Annotated in this window: 17 protein-coding genes and 1 pseudogene; 4 read left to right on the top strand and 14 right to left on the bottom strand. The window is 71.9% G+C overall.

Annotation, left to right across the window (positions count from 1 at the left end; translation table 11 throughout):
- Nucleotides 1–34: 34 nt before the first annotated feature.
- Complete coding sequence (locus B140_RS0103450) at nt 35–610, bottom strand: TetR/AcrR family transcriptional regulator (protein WP_018117960.1); 576 nt, start codon at nt 608–610, stop codon at nt 35–37.
- Nucleotides 611–708: 98 nt separating this feature from the next.
- On the opposite strand from B140_RS0103450, the gene B140_RS11815 reads away from it, so the two are divergent.
- Nucleotides 709–1,749 carry an ABC transporter permease gene (locus B140_RS11815; protein WP_156801638.1) on the top strand — a complete coding sequence of 347 codons (1,041 nt, stop codon included), beginning with the start codon at nt 709–711 and terminating at the stop codon, nt 1,747–1,749.
- Nucleotides 1,750–1,831: 82 nt separating this feature from the next.
- Here B140_RS11815 and lysS read toward each other — a convergent pair whose 3' ends face one another.
- From lysS to dacB, 13 genes and pseudogenes are all read right to left on the bottom strand, one after another.
- The gene (gene lysS / locus B140_RS0103440; RefSeq protein WP_018117958.1) at nt 1,832–3,403 is read right to left on the bottom strand and encodes a lysine--tRNA ligase; all 1,572 of its coding nucleotides are present in this window, start codon (nt 3,401–3,403) and stop codon (nt 1,832–1,834) included.
- Nucleotides 3,404–3,521: 118 nt separating this feature from the next.
- A pseudogene (locus B140_RS11810) lies at nt 3,522–4,325 on the bottom strand (pantoate--beta-alanine ligase); the annotation flags it as partial.
- Entirely contained in the window at nt 4,322–5,017 is a 696-nt protein-coding gene (locus tag B140_RS0103430; protein WP_018117956.1) for a 6PGD fold domain-containing protein, read from the bottom strand. The gene B140_RS0103430 and the pseudogene B140_RS11810, both read right to left, overlap by 4 nt.
- Before the next feature lie 11 nt (nt 5,018–5,028).
- Nucleotides 5,029–5,964, bottom strand: a complete 936-nt coding sequence (locus B140_RS12920) for a DUF6779 domain-containing protein (protein WP_018117955.1) — start codon at nt 5,962–5,964, stop codon at nt 5,029–5,031.
- A gap of 10 nt (nt 5,965–5,974) precedes the next feature.
- On the bottom strand, nt 5,975–6,442 hold the full coding sequence (locus B140_RS0103420) for a DUF3180 domain-containing protein (protein WP_018117954.1): 468 nt from the start codon (nt 6,440–6,442) through the stop codon (nt 5,975–5,977).
- A complete protein-coding gene (folK, locus tag B140_RS0103415; RefSeq protein ID WP_040425961.1) occupies nt 6,439–6,915 on the bottom strand; it encodes a 2-amino-4-hydroxy-6-hydroxymethyldihydropteridine diphosphokinase in 477 nt (158 codons plus the stop codon). Before folK ends, B140_RS0103420 begins: the two co-directional genes overlap by 4 nt.
- 43 nt (nt 6,916–6,958) lie before the next feature.
- Nucleotides 6,959–7,351, bottom strand: a complete 393-nt coding sequence (gene folB / locus B140_RS0103410) for a dihydroneopterin aldolase (RefSeq protein ID WP_018117952.1) — start codon at nt 7,349–7,351, stop codon at nt 6,959–6,961.
- Nucleotides 7,341–8,219 carry a dihydropteroate synthase gene (folP, locus tag B140_RS0103405; protein ID WP_018117951.1) on the bottom strand — a complete coding sequence of 293 codons (879 nt, stop codon included), beginning with the start codon at nt 8,217–8,219 and terminating at the stop codon, nt 7,341–7,343. The genes folB and folP overlap by 11 nt, the downstream gene beginning before the upstream one ends.
- Nucleotides 8,220–8,231: 12 nt before the next feature.
- Nucleotides 8,232–8,810, bottom strand: a complete 579-nt coding sequence (gene folE / locus B140_RS0103400) for a GTP cyclohydrolase I FolE (protein ID WP_018117950.1) — start codon at nt 8,808–8,810, stop codon at nt 8,232–8,234.
- On the bottom strand, nt 8,800–11,127 hold the full coding sequence (ftsH, locus tag B140_RS0103395; RefSeq protein WP_018117949.1) for an ATP-dependent zinc metalloprotease FtsH: 2,328 nt from the start codon (nt 11,125–11,127) through the stop codon (nt 8,800–8,802). Before ftsH ends, folE begins: the two co-directional genes overlap by 11 nt.
- 172 nt (nt 11,128–11,299) lie before the next feature.
- Nucleotides 11,300–11,890, bottom strand: a complete 591-nt coding sequence (hpt, locus tag B140_RS0103390; RefSeq protein WP_018117948.1) for a hypoxanthine phosphoribosyltransferase — start codon at nt 11,888–11,890, stop codon at nt 11,300–11,302.
- Nucleotides 11,880–12,842, bottom strand: coding sequence for a tRNA lysidine(34) synthetase TilS (gene tilS, locus B140_RS0103385; RefSeq protein WP_018117947.1), 963 nt, complete (start codon nt 12,840–12,842; stop codon nt 11,880–11,882). Before tilS ends, hpt begins: the two co-directional genes overlap by 11 nt.
- A complete protein-coding gene (gene dacB, locus B140_RS0103380; protein WP_026165948.1) occupies nt 12,843–14,126 on the bottom strand; it encodes a D-alanyl-D-alanine carboxypeptidase/D-alanyl-D-alanine endopeptidase in 1,284 nt (427 codons plus the stop codon).
- 116 nt (nt 14,127–14,242) lie between these two features.
- Here dacB and B140_RS0103375 point away from each other — a divergent pair, with 116 nt between their 5' ends.
- The 3 genes from B140_RS0103375 to B140_RS0103365 are packed head-to-tail and all read left to right on the top strand — an operon-like array spanning nt 14,243 to nt 15,517.
- The gene (locus B140_RS0103375) at nt 14,243–14,719 is read left to right on the top strand and encodes an inorganic diphosphatase (protein ID WP_018117945.1); all 477 of its coding nucleotides are present in this window, start codon (nt 14,243–14,245) and stop codon (nt 14,717–14,719) included.
- 3 nt (nt 14,720–14,722) lie between these two features.
- Nucleotides 14,723–15,019 (top strand): rhodanese-like domain-containing protein, encoded by a 297-nt coding sequence (locus B140_RS0103370; protein ID WP_018117944.1) that lies wholly within the window; start codon nt 14,723–14,725, stop codon nt 15,017–15,019.
- Between the two features lie 42 nt (nt 15,020–15,061).
- Nucleotides 15,062–15,517: a MarR family winged helix-turn-helix transcriptional regulator gene (locus tag B140_RS0103365; RefSeq protein ID WP_018117943.1), complete on the top strand. Its 456-nt coding sequence runs from the start codon at nt 15,062–15,064 to the stop codon at nt 15,515–15,517.
- The last annotated feature ends 29 nt before the right edge of the window (nt 15,518–15,546 follow it).

The following is a 15,546-nucleotide window of genomic DNA, read 5'->3' as shown; positions in this document are numbered from 1 at the left end:
GAGGCCTTTCCACTTTTAACACAAAAGAGAGTCGTTACCTTAGCATTCTGCTCAGCCCGTTCTCCAAATGGAACAGGGGTTCACCCAGCAGGGCGGACTGAACCAATGATCCCTGGGCCAGGGCCAGCACCAGGCCCGTGCCCTCCCGCGCGCGATCCGCCGGGTCGGGCGCACCCTCCTGGGCGTACCAGGCCTCCAGGTAGCCCTGCACCGCCTCGCGGGCCCCGCCGATCACCTCGCTCGCCACCGCCCGCATGTCCGCGTCGTGGACGGCCTGCCCCCACATCTGCACGATCATCCTCGATCCCTCCTCCCCCTCCCGCAGCACCGCGAAGAAAGCGTCCAGCGCCTCCTCGGGGGGAGGCACCTCGCCCGTGGGGGTGCGCTCGAGCACGCTCAGCCGCTGCCCCAGCACCTGGTGCGCGGCGGCCTGGAAGAGCTCCTTCTTGCCGGGGAAGTAGCCGTAGATCGCCCCGGCGGACATGCCGGAGGCCGCGATGATCTCCGCCATCGAGGCCCCCGCGAAGCCCCGCTCCTGCAGCACCTTCACGGCGGCGTCGATCACGCACTGGCGGCGCAGTTGGCGGCGCTCCTCGCTGATTTTCGGCATGCCTCAACCATAAAAAGCGAACGTTCCGCTTGACAAGCGCCCAAGGCCGGAGCACCATCACAAAAAGAATGAACATTCTTTTTAGAAAGGTGCGCACCATGCCCCACCAGAACCCTCACCCCGAGGACAAGCCCGCCTGGAGCAGGGCGCTGCTCGTCGCCCTGGCCGCCGCCCTCGCCATCACCCTGGCCCTGCTGGCCTTCGCCTGGCCCTCCTTCACCTCCACCCCCAAGAACCTCCGCGTCAGCGTGGTCGCCAGCGAGCCCGCCTACGACGCCCTCGCCCAATCCATGCGGCAGCAGGACGCACCCTTTGACCTCGCCCGCGCGGATTCGCGGGAGGAGGCAGAAGGCCTCATCGCCCGCCGCGAGGCCTACGGCGCGTTCCTCATCCCACAGGACCCCGCCGCCCCCGTGGAAGTGCTCACCGCCCCCGCCGCGAACAACTCCGTGGCCACCATGATGGACACGGCGGGCACCGCCCTGCACAAGCAGCGCATCGGCGCCGCCCTCGCCTCCGGCAGCGTGACCGAGCCCCAGGCCCTGAGCCGCCTCCTTCAGCAGAGCCTCGAGGGCCCCACCGTGACCGAGGTCGCCCCGCTCCCCGAGGACGACCCCCAGGGCAGCGGGCTGGCCGTGGCGGCCTTGCCCCTCACGCTCGGCGGCATCATCGGCGGCGTGCTCATCTCCCTCAAGGTGCGCGGGCGCGGCCCCCGCCTCGCCGCGATCCTGGCCTACTCGGCGCTGGCCGCCAGCGCCCTCCTGCCGATCCTGCACGCCTGGTTCGGCTTCCTCCCCACGGCGAGCGCGCCGCTCTGGGGCGCCCTCGCGCTCGGCATCGGCGCCACGGCCGCCCTGGTCACGGGCCTGCACGGCCTCCTGGGCTTCCCCGGCATAGGCCTCGGCGCCGTCATCACCATGTTCCTCGGCAACCCCCTCTCCGGGGCCACGCTGCCCCTGGAGTTCCTGCCCTGGCACTTCGACGCGATCGGACGCTGCCTCGTCCCCGGCGCCACCCAGGAACTCCTGCGCACCCTCAGCTACTTCCCCGAGGCCGGCACAGCCCACGCCTGGTGGACACTGACCGCCTGGACGGCCCTCGGCCTGCTGTGCCTCGCCGTGGGCAGGCGCCAGCGCTAGCCCCTGAGCACGATCGACGCCCTCCCTCCCGCACGTGCGCAGATGCCGTGCGGGAGGGAGGGCGTCGATCCGCCCGGGGTTGCTACGCCTCCGGCTTGACCATCGGGAAGAGCACCGTCTCCCTGATGCCCAGCCCGGTGAGCGCCATGAGTAGGCGGTCGATGCCCATGCCCGTGCCGGAGGTGGGCGGCATGCCCTGCTCCATCGCGCGGAGGAAGTCCTCGTCCAGCACCATCGCCTCGTCGTCGCCCCCGGCGGCCAGGCGCGCCTGGTCCTCGAAGCGGGCGCGCTGGATCACCGGGTCCACCAGCTCGGAGTAGCCGGTGGCCAGCTCGAAGCCACGCACGTAGAGGTCCCACTTCTCCGTGACCCGGGGCTGGGAGCGGTGATCGCGGGTCAGCGGGGAGGTCTCCACGGGGAAGTTCTTCACGAACACCGGGCCGTGGAGCTGATCGGAGCACAGGTGCTCCCAGATCTCCTCCACGAACTTGCCGTGGCCCCAGCCGCCCTTCTCCGGCCACTCCAGGCCGATGGCGTCGGCCAGCGCGCGCAGCTCCTCCACCGTGGAATCCACGGTCACCTCGGGCTGCCCCGGGTGCTTGCGCGCCAGGGCCTCGTTGAGCGAGGGGTACATCTCCATCTCGCGCCACTGCCCGCCGAGGTCGTACTCGGTGCCGTCCGCCAGCGTGACGGTGGTGGAGCCAAAGACCTCCATCGCCACGGCCTGGATCAGCTCGCGGGTCAGCCGGGCGCCGTCCTCGTAGGTGCCGTAGGCCTGGTAGGTCTCCAACATCCCGAACTCCGGGCTGTGGGAGGAGTCCACTCCCTCGTTGCGGAAGTTGCGGTTGACCTCGAACACCCGCTCCATGCCGCCCACCACGCAGCGCTTGAGGTACAGCTCCGGGGCGATGCGCAGGTAGAGGTCGATGTCCAGGGCGTTGGAATGGGTGATAAAGGGACGCGCCGCCGCGCCCCCGTGGAGGGTCTGCAGCATGGGCGTTTCCACCTCGAGGAAGCCCTGCCCCTCCAGGAAGCGGCGCAGCGCGCGCATCACCTTGATCCGGGTCAGGGCGTTCGTGCGCGCCTGCTCCCGCATGATGAGATCCGTGTAGCGGTGGCGCACGCGGGTATCCTCCGCCATCTCCGCGAACGAGACCGGCAGCGGGCGCAGCGCCTTGGCGGCCATCGCCCAGGAGGTCGCCATGACGGACAGCTCGCCGCGCCGCGAGGCCACCACGCGGCCCCGCACGGAGACGAAGTCCCCGAGGTCCGCGTCGGACTTCCAGGCGTCGAGGGAGTCCTGCCCCACCTCCGCGAGGGAGAGCATGGCCTGAATCTGGGTGCCGTCGCCCTCCTGGAGCGTGGCAAAGCAGAGCTTGCCCGTGTTGCGCATGAACATCAGGCGGCCCGCCACGGCCACCTCGGCCTCCGTCTCCTGGCCGGGGGTCAGCACCGTCACGCCCTCGGGCGCCTCCTGCGCGGCGTCCTGCGCCACGAGGTACCGGGATCGGAGGTCCCGGATGGAGGTGGTGCGATCCACCTCCACCGGGTAGGGGTCTACCCCCTGGGAGAGCAGACGCTCGCGCTTCTCGCGGCGGATGCGTAGCTGCTCGGGAAGGTCTGCCTGATCCTTGTTGTCCTTAGCGTTGGTCACGCCTGTCAAGGGTAGCCGATAGCCACCCGCGCACGCCCCGAGGGCGCGCGTGCCGCCCGCTGGGCTGCTCCTCCTCCGGCTCCTCCGACTCCCCCGGCCGCTCCTCGGCGGCGTGGGCCTCCAGGTTGCGGAAGCCGATGCCCACCGGCACGCCCACGTTGTCGATGAGCCGCACGGGGCCAAACTTGGCCGCCACCAGCAGCCTGGCGTCGCCCTTCTCCGGGGGCGTGCCCATGCCCAGGGAGCGCAGCGCCAGGTACTCCGGGGTCACCCCGGCGGCGTCCAGCACGGCGCGCGCGGCGGCGAGCACCGCCTCCGCGCCGTCCTCGGCGGCGTGCGCCCCGGCCGTGAGGGCCGCCGAGAGCGCGAGCGCCTTGGCGCGATCCTTCTCCGGCACGCGGGCGTTGCGCAGGGACACCGCGAGGCCGTCCGGCATGCGCACGGTGGGCACGCCGTGCACCCGCACCCCGGTGTGAAAGTCCGTCATGGCGGTCTGCACGCACACCGCCAGCTCGTAGTCCTTCTCCCCCACCATCACGTCCGTGGCCTGGGTGATCTGGGTGAGGATGACGATCCGGGTCAGCTCGATGGCGAGGTCGTCCACGAACTCCAGGCCCCAGTCCCGGGGAAAGACCACGGTGCGCACGCCCTGGGGGTAGAGGTCCTTCTCGCTGTAGCGGAACAGCACGTCCGTGTCCAGGACCGCCAGGCGCGAGCGGTCCACCTCGCCCGAGACCGCCACGATCACCACCGCGCCCGGCACCCGGCGCGCGGTGCGCACCAGCGAGATGTGCCCGGCGTGGATCGCGGAGCCCAGGGGCACCAGCACCACGGGCTTGCCCGTCTTGCGGAAGGCCCGGGCGATGGTGGCAACCTGCTCCACCGAATCCACCTCGGTGGCCTCTCCTCTTTGGAACGTCATGGCTTCTCCTCCTGCATGGCCCACAACTCCACGTCTTCTCTTCCGTCCTGCTCCGCCGCCCGGCGGGCGAGCTGCGTAAAAAACCTGGCCCGTCCGGGGTCCCGCATCCCGGCGCGCTGCCGCGCCAGGGCGGGAACCTCCGCGAGGGGGTCTCGGTGCTCCCCCTCCAGGCTAAACAAGGTGGCGTGGGCGGACCCCTCCAGGGCCACGCTCAGCTCCCTGTGTGCCTCCCTGCCGACGTCGTCGGCAAAGCGCATCCAGCTCAAGGCCGTGGCCAGGGCCCTCCTCCGGGAACCGGAGACCAGCTCCGCCTCGCCGCCGAGCTCCTCCGCCAGCAGCTCGAGCACCGTCTGGGCCACCTCGTCGCGGTACTCCACCGCCCAGAGCCACGGAAACAGGGGCACCAGGCTGCCCACCACGGCGCCCGCCCGGCGCAGCGGCTCCAGGGGCTCCAGGTCCGCGCCCGGCACCGCGTGGAGGACGATGTGCTCGGGCCGGGCGTGCGGGGCCACCCGCAGCGCGAGCCGCGCCAGCTCCTCCTCGGCCGCCTCCAGCAGCACCATCTGCACCGAGGCGACCTCCCCCGCCGCGCCCAGGTCCCGCACCTCGTGCCCCGCCTCCGCCAGGCCGTGCGCCACGGTCCGGGCGGCGCAGTGCGCAGATTCCTCCCCGCGCAGCACCCCTACCCGCATGCGGGGTGGCCTCACCGCGCGTCCTTCTTCATGTTGGCCATCAGCTCGGCCACAGAGAGCCCGCCGGAGTGCTCGTCCGCGCGGCGGCGGCCCCTCCGGCCCTCGGGCTCCCGCTCCGGCTCGGGCACCACGGCGGCGATCTCCGAGGTGTCCTCCACGCTCGGGGTCGCGCGGCGCGCCATCGGGGTGGCCGGGGCCTGCGGCTGCTCGTCCGAGCGGTGGCTGCCCCGGTGGGCGCCCTCCCCGTCCAGGAGGTCGGCCAGCTCCGGGGAGATGGAGCGCGGGTAGTCCCCGCCGCGATCGGCCTGGCCCAGCCGCCCGGCCACCGCGTCCACCGAGGGAGCCCCGGCGATGCGCCCCGTCTTTTCCGGGGCGCGCTCGCTCACGGCGTCCGCGCGCTCCTCCAGCTCCTGCACGCGCCAGGCCTGGGCGCGCAGGGCCGCGGGCTCGTACTCGAAGGCGTGGCCCTGGAGGTCCTCCAGCTTGCTGCGCACCTCGTCCAGGCCCGCGCGGATCTCCGTGAGGATCGCCACGTCCTCCTCGCTCAGGCCCCCCGCGGCGGCGTGCGGCTCCCGGGCCTCGCGCGCCTCCCGGGCCTCAGCCTGGGCCCGGGCCTCGCGCAGCTCGGAGCGGTGCAGACGCTGCTCGTAGGCGAGCTGCTCCGTGGAGCGCTGGGCCTGCCTGCGGTAGCGGTTGACCAGGAAGAAGCCGATGATGGCGGCCCACAGCGCCGCCAGGAGCGCAAACTTCAGCGCCGCGTTGGAGTCCGTGAGCTGCATGACCACGCTGGCCACCAGCGCCAGGGCCACGAGCGCCGCGAGGAGGATCTGGCCGCCGTCGGTCCCGGCGTCCCCGCCCCTGCCGTGGTGGCGGCGCTGCCCCGCCCCATGTGAGGCGGCACGGCGCGGGGTGGATTCCGGGTTCCGGTCCGACTGCGGCGTACTCATGCCGTCTAACTTACCTAACGCCCTCCGGGCCGGTGGGAGGCGACACCTGGCAACTGCGTTCCAGGAACACCCCGGCCGCCGCGAGGGCCAGCCCGCCCAAGGCGGAGGCCGCCACGCCGGGGAGGTCGTCCCCGGCGGCGACCAGGCGCCCTATCCTGGGCGCCACGTACAGCGCCATGCCCGCGTAGGCCCCGCCCAGCAGCGCCCCCGTCCACGCGGAGGCCTTGCCCAGCACCATGAACTGGGCCACCAGCACCGGGTTGAGCTGGCTGCGGTCCAGGCCGATCCTGCCCTCCTTGCGGCGGGCGCGGACCTTGGCCGCCAGGTAGAGGCACACCACCGCCAGCACCCACAGCGTGGCGGAGACCGTCACCGGGATCGGGGCCAGCACCCCGTAGAAGCGCCAGGTGGCGATGGCCGCCAGGGCGGCCACGAACGCCCCCGTGAGTATCAGTGCTTTCAGGGAGGTCTGCTTCACCGTTCCTCGCTTTCCGCCAGGGCGCCCACCGGGACGACCTGCGCCACCTCGTTGCGCGGCAGCTCCGCGATCCACCGCTCCACGGCGCGCCCCCGCAGCAGCGCCCCCGGCTCTGCCTCCGCCCAGGGCACCAGCACGAAGGCCCGCCGGTGCGCCCACGGGTGCGGGAGGGTGAGCACGGGGTCCTCGGAGAGCACCTCCGCCCCGCCCCGGTGCGCCTGCACCACGTCCACGTCGAGGGTACGCGGCCCCCAGCGCCGCCGCCGCACCCGATGCGCGGCGCGCTCCAGGTCCTGGCAGCGGCGCAGCAGCGCGAGGGGTTCCTCTGGAACCTCCACCACCAGGACGGCGTTGAGGAACTCCTCCTGGTCCGTGACCCCCCACGGCGGTGTCGAATACACCCGGGAGGCCGCCGCGATCTCCCCGCTAAACTCGCGGGCGGCCATGCGCAGCAGCGCCCAGCGGTCGTCCATGTTGGAGCCGAGCGAGAGCACGGCCCGGGTCCCCGCGCCGGCGCTAGCCACGCCCGCCCCCGCGCGGGGCGTGCGCGCGCGACCTGCGCGCCACCACCGCCACGTCCCCGAAGGCCAGGGGGATGGGGGCCTGCGGCTTGTGCACGGTGACCTCCACCGCGTGCAGCAGGCAGAAGCGCTCCATCGCGCGCTCCGCGATCTCCGCCGCCACCGTCTCGATGAGGTCGCGCGGCTCCCCCGTGACCACCTCGTGCGCCAGCTCGGCCAGCTCCGCGTAGTTGAGGGTGAGCGCGAGGTCGTCCCCGCGCGCCGCGGGGCGCAGGTCCGCCCAGCAGGTGACGTCCACGAGGAACTCCTGGCCCTCGCGTCTTTCCTCGGGGAACACCCCGTGGTAGCCGTAGCAGCGCAGGCCCGTGAGCACGATCCTATCCGCCATGCCGGGCCTCCTGTGCTCCTGCGGCGCCCGACGCCGCACGCCAGCGCGCCGCCACGTCCACCGCGTCGCGCGAGACGCCCACCTCGTGCACCCGCACGCCCCAGGCGCCGAGCTGCGCGGAGATCGCGGTCACCGCCGCCGTGGCGGGGTCGGCGTCCACCGGCGTGGCGCTTAACCCCCGCGCGGCGCGCACCGCCGTGAGGAAGCGCTTGCGCGACGCCCCCACCAGCAGCGGGTACTCCCCCTCCAGGAACTCCGGCAGGGCCCCGAGCAGCGCCCAGTTGTCCTCGGCGGACTTGGCAAAGCCCAGGCCGGGGTCGAGCACGATGTTCTCCGCCGCCACGCCCGCCCGAAGCGCCCGCGCCACCAGGCGGTCCAGCGTGGCGCGCACGTCGGCCACCACCCCGCCCTCGTGGCTGGCCTGGCCGGCGGCGTCGCCAAAACGCACCGTCTTCCAGTGCATGAGGCACACGGGGATGTCCGCCCGCGCCATCGCGCCCAGCATCCCGGGATCGGCCAGGCCCCCGGAGACGTCGTTAATCATGCACACGCCCGCGCGGGCCGCCGCCTCGGCGGTCTCCGCGCGCATCGTGTCCACCGAGGTGGCGATGCCCTCCCGGGCCAGCTCCCGGATCACCGGGACCACGCGCTCCCGCTCCACCCGGGCGTCCACCCGGGTGGCCCCGGGGCGGGTGGACGCCCCGCCGACGTCGATCATGTCCGCCCCCGCCGCCACCAGCCGGTGCGCGTGCTCCAGGGCCGCCTCGACCCCGAGGTAGCGGCCGCCGTCGGAGAAGGAGTCCTCGGTGACGTTGAGGATGCCCATGACCAGGCAGCGCCCCGGAACGGTGAGATCGGATACCCGCATGTCTCCCCCGTCCTAGCCCTTGAGCAGGCTCAGCGCCTCGGCCCGGGAGGCCGCCGAGGCCTTGAAGCCGCCGCGCACGGCGGACGTGGTGGTCACGGCCCCCGGCTTGCGGATGCCGCGCATGGCCATGCACAGGTGCTCGCACTCGATCACCACGATCACGGACTGGGCCTGAAGCTTGTCCACCAGGGCGTCGGCCACCTGGGAGGTCAGGCGCTCCTGCACCTGGGGACGGCGGGCGTAGAGGTCCACGAGCCGGGCCAGCTTGGACAGCCCCGTCACCACGCCCCGCTTGTTGGGGATGTAGCCGACGTGGGCCTTCCCCAGGAACGGCAGGAGGTGGTGCTCGCACGTGGAGTACACGGGAATATCGCGCACCAGCACGAGCTCCTGGTGGTCCTCGTGGAACACCTTGTCCAGCACCTCGGTGGGGTCGGCGTGGAGCCCGCCGAAGGTCTCCCGGTAGGCGCGGGCCACCCGGGCCGGGGTCTCCCGCAGCCCCTCGCGGTCCGGGTCCTCGCCCACGGCCAGCAGCAGCTCGCGCACCGCGGCCTCGGCGCGCCGCTGATCAAAAACCCGTTCAGCGCTCACCGCTGTCTCCTTCTGTTGTCTGCTCGGGGCCCTCGTTCTCGCCCTGCCCGCCCTCGGCGCGCTCGCGCTCCGGGTGGTCCGGGCGCTCCCGCTCGGGCAGCCGGAAACCGATCATCTCCTGCGGGGCCTGGGTCCGCTCGGGGGCGTCCTCCCCCACGGGGCGGGCCTCGCCGCGCCCCTGCTCCTTGGCTTCCGGCTGCCGCTCGCCGCCCGTCTTGGGCGGCCAGCCCGGCACCGTCCACCCCTCCGGGGGAGGGGTCCCGGCGTAGCGCGGGGCGCCCTTGGCGCCGCTTGACGCCCCGCCGGTCCCCGCCTCCTTCTGCGCCAGGCGCTTGGCCCGGGCCGCGCGGCTCGCCTCGAGGAGGCTAAACGGCTTGGGCGGCTCCTCGCCGCGCTCGATGGCCAGCTCCGTGGGGGTCTTGACGGGCTCGCGCCCCTCCTGGAGGGGGAACTGCCCGGACTGATCCGGGAACACCTCGCCCGCCGAGACCGGCTCGATCCCGGTGAACAGGGCCTCCAGGTCCGGACGGCGCAGCGTCTCCTTCTCCAGCAGCTTCTCCGCCAGGCGGTCGAGGTATTCGCGGTGCCGGGACAGGATCTCGTAGGACTTCCGGTGCGCCTTGTCGATGAGGTACTGCACCTGCTCGTCGATGCGCGCGGCCACCGCCGGGGAATAGTCCAGGGTGCCGCCGCCACCGCGTCCGGAGAAGGGATCGCCCTGCTCCGCCCCGTACTTCACGGTGCCCAGCGCGGGCGACATGCCGTACTCCGTGACCATCGCGCGGGCGATCTTGGTGGCCTGCTCGATGTCCGCCGAGGCCCCGGTGGTGGGCTCACCGAACACCAGCTCCTCCGCCGAGCGGCCGCCCATGGCAAAGACCAGGCGGGCGAACAGCTCGTCGCGGTTGTACATGCCCTTATCGTCCTCGGCGGCGGTCATGGCGTGCCCGCCGGTGCGCCCGCGCGCCAGGATGGTGACCTTGTACACCCGCTCGATGTCCTTGAGCGCCCACGCGGACAGCGTGTGCCCGCCCTCGTGGTAGGCCGTGACCTTCTTCTCCTTCTCCGAGATCACCGTGGTGGAGCGGCGCGGCCCGCCGATCACGCGGTCGGTGGCCTCCTCCAGGGCGTCCGCGGTGATCACGTTGCCGCCGATGCGCGCCGTGAGCAGCGCCGCCTCGTTGAGCACGTTGGCCAGGTCCGCGCCGGACATGCCGGCGGTCCGCTTGGCCAGGGACTTCAGGTCCGCGTCCGGGGCGAAGGGCTTGCCCTTGGCGTGCACCTTGAGGATCTGCTCGCGCCCGGCCAGGTCGGGGTTGGTCACCGGGATCTGGCGGTCGAAGCGCCCGGGGCGCAGCAGGGCCTGGTCCAGCACGTCGGGGCGGTTGGTGGCGGCCATGAGGATCACGCCCTCGCGGTCGCCAAAGCCGTCCATCTCCACCAGCAACTGGTTAAGGGTCTGCTCGCGCTCGTCGTGCCCGCCGCCCATGCCGCTGCCTCGGTGGCGGCCCACGGCGTCGATCTCATCGATGAACACGATGCAGGGAGAGCTCTCGCGGGCCTGCTTGAACAGGTCGCGCACGCGCGAGGCGCCCACGCCCACGAACATCTCCACGAAGTCCGAGCCGGAGATGGAGTAGAAGGGCACCCCGGCCTCGCCCGCCACGGCGCGGGCCAGCAGCGTCTTGCCCGTTCCGGGCGGGCCGTAGAGCAGCACGCCGCGCGGGATCTTGGCGCCGAGCTCGTAGTAGCGGGTGGGGTCCTCCAGGAAGTCCTTGATCTCCTGGAGTTCCTCCACGGCGTCGTCCGCCCCGGCCACGTCCTCGAAAGTGTTGGTGGGCATGTCCTTGGTGAGCTGCTTGGCCTTGGAGGCCCCGATGCCGAACATGCCGCCGGACTGCATGCGGGTGAGGAAGAACATGAGCAGCCCGAAGAGCAGCAGCATGGGAAGCATGAAGCTGATCATGGACATCAGGAAGCTGTCCTGCGTGACCCGGGTGTCAAACTCCTCCGCCTCGGCGCCGTTGACGGCGGCGAAGATGTCCGGGGCCGTGCGCGCCGGATACTGGGTGAGGATCTCCGTCACGCCGTCCCGGGAGTCCACCTCGATGCCCTCCTTGAGGGTGAGGCGCAGGCGCTGCTCGCGGTCGTCGATCTGCACGCTGCGGACGTTCTTCTCGCTGAGCTGCTTCATGGCCACGGAGGTATCCACCCGCTGATAGCCCCGGGTATCGTCCGTGAGCAGGGAGAATACAAAGAAGGTGACCAGGATGACGGCGGCGATGACGCCGAATCTAAGGATGCGCTTGTTTTTCATATATGCACGCCAAGGATTCCGCGCGCGGAGTGTCCTTGGCCAAACCCTTTCTCATACTCCTGGGGGCGACCCCTGAAGGCCATTGCTCTCATCACGTACGCCTCTGCGCAAGCACGTTCACGGACAACAACGCGGGGCGCGGCCCATTCGTTCCCGGCGCCCCGCGCGGCCGCTACTTCTCGTGGGCGTAGACGTCCGGGTTCAGGATGCCCACGTAGGGGAGGTCGCGGTACCGCTCCGCGTAGTCGAGGCCGTACCCGATGAGGAACTTGTTGGGTAGGTCAAAGCCCACGTCCAGCAGGTCCACCTGGGCGGTCTGCACCTCGGGCTTGCGCAGCAGCGTGATCACCTCGAGGGACTTGGGGTTGCGGTGCTTGAGGTTGCGCATGAGCCAGGACAGGGTCAGGCCGGAGTCGATGATGTCCTCCACGATGAGCACGTTGCGCCCGCTGATGTCCTTGTCCAGGTCCTTGAGGATGCGCACCACCCCGGAGGAGGTGGTGGAGTTGCCATAGGAGGAGACCGCCATGAACTCCATCTGGGCAGGGATGCTCAGGCGGCGGGCAAAGTCCGTCATAAAGAACACGGCCCCCTTGAGCACGCCCACGAGGAGCAGGTCCTCCTCCTCGTCGCGGTAGCGCTCGGAGACCATGTCCGCCATCTCCTGGATGCGCGCCTGCAGCTCCTCCTCCGTGACCACCACGGAGGCCACATCGGAACCGTAGGGCCCGTCCGGAACGTTGAAATCCTCTTTATCGTGCATCGCGCACCCCTTTCTCCCTTGTCACCGTAAGTTTGCCATCTGCCCGTGCCACAACCAACCCCGCCCCCACGGCCACCGGCCCCTGCCCGCGCCAATCCGTCACCAGGGCCTCCACGGCGTCCAGCGCCGCGCGCGTCACCCTTGCCCCCGCCCGCAGGATCATGACGCTCACGATCCTGCCGCGCACCGCCTGGGGCAGCCGGGCCAGGTCCGCCACCGAGTCCGTGGCCGCCCGGCGCGCCCATTGGTCCAGCGCCTCCGCGTCGAGGGCCGCCCGGTCGGCGGCCTGGGCCAGCGGGGCCACGGGGTCCCCCACCCCGGTGGCCTCGGAGAGGGCGGGGATCACCGCCGCGCGCACGGCCACCCGGCGGAAGGCCGAGTCCTCGTTTTGGGGATCGCGCCACGGCTCCAGCCCCAGCTCGCGGCAGGCGCCCTCGGTGTCCGCGCGGCGCACGCCCAGCAGCGGGCGGTGCAGGCCGCCCGAGGCCGGGAGCATCCCGGCGGGGTTCCCCCGCAGCGCGGCCAGCAGGTAGGTCTCCGCCTGGTCGTCCCGGGTGTGCCCCACCAGGAGGGGGCGGCCCCGCGCCGCCTGCCGCAGCGCCCGGTAGCGCGCCTCGCGCGCGGCGGCCTCCATTCCCCCGGCCCGACCCACCCGCACGCGGCGGATCTCCGCGCTGGCCCCCAGGTCCAGCGCCAGGGCGGCGGCCCGCGCGGCCACCTCGCCCGAGCCGGGCTGGAGCCCGTGGTCCACCACCACGGCGTGCGCGCGCAGGCCCTCCATCAGGGCGGCGGCCAGCAGCGCGGTGGAGTCCGCCCCGCCGGAGAGCCCCACCGCCACCGGCTGGCCGGGGCTCAGCCAGCGGGCGGCGTGCGCGCGCAGGGCGGTGCGCACGGGCAGGAAGCGCGGGGGGTCGCGCGGGATGTCCACCCGGCCCAGCCGGCGCGGGGGCACCTAGCTCTCCCGGATCGCGGAGGCCATCGCGTCCATCGCCTCCCGGGCCTGGAGCACGTCCGAGCCGTTGGAGATCATGGCGAAGGTGTACACGCGGCCGCTGGCGGCGGTGACCACCCCGGCTAGGGCGGAGGTCTCGTCGAGGGTGCCGGTCTTGGCGCGCACCCATCCGCGCCCTGGCAGGTCGCCGTAGCGGTCCGCCAGGGTGCCGGTGCCCCCGGCCACCGGGAGGGCGGCCAGGATGGGGCGCAGCAGCGGCTTGGTGGCCGCCTCGTGGAGGATCGCATCCAGCAGCGCGGGGGTGATCCGGTTGTGCACGGACAGCCCGGAGTTGTCGAAGATCTCCACGCCCTCGGTGTTCAGCCCGTGCTCGGAAAGCGCGCTCAGGGTGGCCTGGGTGGCCCCGGCGGCGTCGGCGGGGTAGCCGCGCTTGAGCGCCACCTCCCGGCCGATGGCCTCCGCCATGACGTTATCGGAGTCCTCCATCATGGCGGCGATGCGCTCGACGAGGGTGGGGGACTCTACCGACGCCACCTGCTCCGCGCCCGCCGGGGCGGAGGCCTGCCCCACGGTGCCCACGCCCAGCCGCTGCGCCAGGGCCTGGGCCACGTCCTGGGCCGGGGTGTAGCTGCGGGGAACGTCTCCCGTGGTGGCCCCCAGGCGCGCCCCGTGGAGCATGGCGGGCTCGAGGGGGGCCACGAAGCCCGCGTCCACGTCCTTGGGGTCCCAGCCGTCGAGGATCGGCTCGCCGGACCAGGCGGAGGTGTCGATGAACACCCCGCTGACCTCCGGCATGGCCGCCGCGATCTGCGAGGCGAGGTCGTCGATCTTGTCCTCGGTGAGCCACACGTCCCCGGCCGCCTTGATGACCACCGTGTTGGGCAAATCCCCGCGCACCACGGGGGTGGCGATGCGGTCGCCGTGGCCGAGGTCCGCGATGGCCGCCGCCGCGGTGAGCACCTTGGTGGAGGAGGCGGGCCGCAGCGCCGCGTCGGCGTGGTGCGCCAGCACGGTCTCCCCGGTCTGGGCGTCGGTGACCTGCGCGCCGAAGTCCGCCAGCCTCTCGTCCTGGGCCAGCTCCGCCAGGCGGGTACCCAGGGCCGCGTTGTCCACCGGCTGCCGCGCGGTGGCGGGCTCCAGGAGGGGCTCGGGGGCCTCCACCGTCAGCGCGGGCTCGTGGCGCAGCGCGGAGTATTTTTCCTGATAGGCCACTCCGGTTCCGGCCACCCCCGCCACCGCTACCGCCACGGCCACGGCCGCCGCCATCCATGCCTTTTTACTCATCGTGCATCACCATCGCCTATCACCCTAGCTATCTCGCTAGGATGGGTGGAGTTCAACGCACTGTAAGCACTGAAAGCGCAGTAAGCACTGTAAGCAAGGCAGAAGGAGCTAACGCAATGTCCGTGGAAGTGACCGTCGAGATCCCCAAGGGTTCCCGCAACAAGTACGAGGTGGATCACGAGACGGGCAAGGTCTACCTCGACCGCTACCTGTTCACCCCGATGGCCTACCCCGCCGACTACGGCTTCATCGAGGGCACCCTGGGCGAGGACGGCGATCCCCTGGACGCCCTGGTGCTGCTGCCCGAGTCCGTGCTGCCCGGCGTGATCGTCAAGGCCCGCCCGGTGGGCGTGTTCAAGATGACCGACGAGGCCGGCGGCGACGACAAGCTGCTGTGCGTCCTGGACGACGTGCGCTACGAGCAGTACCAGGACATCGAGGACGTCTCCGAGTTCACCCGCTCCGAGATCGAGCACTTCTTTGTGCACTACAAGGACCTGGAGCCGGGCAAGGAGGTCCACGGCTCCGGCTGGGCCGGTAAGGACGAGGCGGAGAAGATCCTCGCGGAGGCCATCGAGCGGGCGGAGCACTAGGCCATGCGCAGCGTGAACGTGACCGAGGTCCCCGCGGACGCCCAGTTCATCGACGTCCGCGAGCCCGACGAGTACGCCCAGGGCCACGCCCGGGGCGCGATCAACATCCCCATGTCCGAGTTCGTGGGCCGCATCGGGGAGATCAGCACCGAGCGCGACGTCTACCTCATCTGCAAGCTGGGCGGGCGCTCCCGCGAGTGCGGGGAATACCTGGAGCAGGCGCGCGGCGGGGAGCGCGTGATCAACGTGGAGGGCGGCACCGAGGCCTGGCGCGAGCAAGGCCTGCCCATCGTGGAGTGATTCCATCATTTGTGCCAACAGCGGCCTGCGTATGATGGTGGCATGCCCTCCAAAACGGATCACTCCGCCATCCCCACGGCGCTGCTGCAGTCCCCGTCCTTCCAGCTAGAACGGCTCCGGCGCCGCACGCGCGACGAGGTGGAAAGCCGCCTGGGGGAGGCCCAGGCCACCCTGCGCGAATACTGGGTGCTCACCTGCCTGGACTCCGGGGATGCCGCGAGCCAGTCCCACCTCTCCGCCATGCTGATGATCGACGCCTCGGACATGGTGCGCCTGGTGGATTCCCTGGAGAATCGCGGCTGGGCCGCGCGCGAACGCGACCCGCGCGATCGCCGCCGCCAGATCGTGGCCATCACCAAGAAGGGCCGCAAGGCGCGGGCCACCATGTCCGACCTGGTGGCCCAGGGGGAGGACGCCGCCCTGGACGAGTCCACCTCCAAGCAGCTCAAGCACCTGCGCAAGCTGGCCAAGTCCATCATCGCGGTGGAAGAGGAATAAGCCCCCGCGGGCTCCTCCGTTACAATCTG

It is taken from the genome of Corynebacterium mastitidis DSM 44356 (genome assembly GCF_000375365.1).
GTDB lineage: Bacteria > Actinomycetota > Actinomycetes > Mycobacteriales > Mycobacteriaceae > Corynebacterium > Corynebacterium mastitidis.
This window is presented reverse-complemented; position numbering and strand designations above follow the sequence as displayed.

What these genes read in the sequence shown, in the direction of transcription:
- B140_RS0103450 (WP_018117960.1), bottom strand. Translation starts at nt 610, where the DNA reads ATGCCGAAAATCAGCGAGGAGCGCCGCCAACTGCGCCGCCAGTGCGTG.
- ftsH (WP_018117949.1), bottom strand. Translation starts at nt 11,127, where the DNA reads ATGAAAAACAAGCGCATCCTTAGATTCGGCGTCATCGCCGCCGTCATC.
- B140_RS0103375 (WP_018117945.1), top strand. Translation starts at nt 14,243, where the DNA reads ATGTCCGTGGAAGTGACCGTCGAGATCCCCAAGGGTTCCCGCAACAAG.
- folK (WP_040425961.1), bottom strand. Translation starts at nt 6,915, where the DNA reads ATGGACGACCGCTGGGCGCTGCTGCGCATGGCCGCCCGCGAGTTTAGC.
- folB (WP_018117952.1), bottom strand. Translation starts at nt 7,351, where the DNA reads ATGGCGGATAGGATCGTGCTCACGGGCCTGCGCTGCTACGGCTACCAC.
- hpt (WP_018117948.1), bottom strand. Translation starts at nt 11,890, where the DNA reads ATGCACGATAAAGAGGATTTCAACGTTCCGGACGGGCCCTACGGTTCC.
- B140_RS11815 (WP_156801638.1), top strand. Translation starts at nt 709, where the DNA reads ATGCCCCACCAGAACCCTCACCCCGAGGACAAGCCCGCCTGGAGCAGG.
- B140_RS12920 (WP_018117955.1), bottom strand. Translation starts at nt 5,964, where the DNA reads ATGAGTACGCCGCAGTCGGACCGGAACCCGGAATCCACCCCGCGCCGT.
- folP (WP_018117951.1), bottom strand. Translation starts at nt 8,219, where the DNA reads ATGCGGGTATCCGATCTCACCGTTCCGGGGCGCTGCCTGGTCATGGGC.
- B140_RS0103365 (WP_018117943.1), top strand. Translation starts at nt 15,062, where the DNA reads ATGCCCTCCAAAACGGATCACTCCGCCATCCCCACGGCGCTGCTGCAG.
- dacB (WP_026165948.1), bottom strand. Translation starts at nt 14,126, where the DNA reads ATGAGTAAAAAGGCATGGATGGCGGCGGCCGTGGCCGTGGCGGTAGCG.
- B140_RS0103370 (WP_018117944.1), top strand. Translation starts at nt 14,723, where the DNA reads ATGCGCAGCGTGAACGTGACCGAGGTCCCCGCGGACGCCCAGTTCATC.
- B140_RS0103430 (WP_018117956.1), bottom strand. Translation starts at nt 5,017, where the DNA reads ATGCGGGTAGGGGTGCTGCGCGGGGAGGAATCTGCGCACTGCGCCGCC.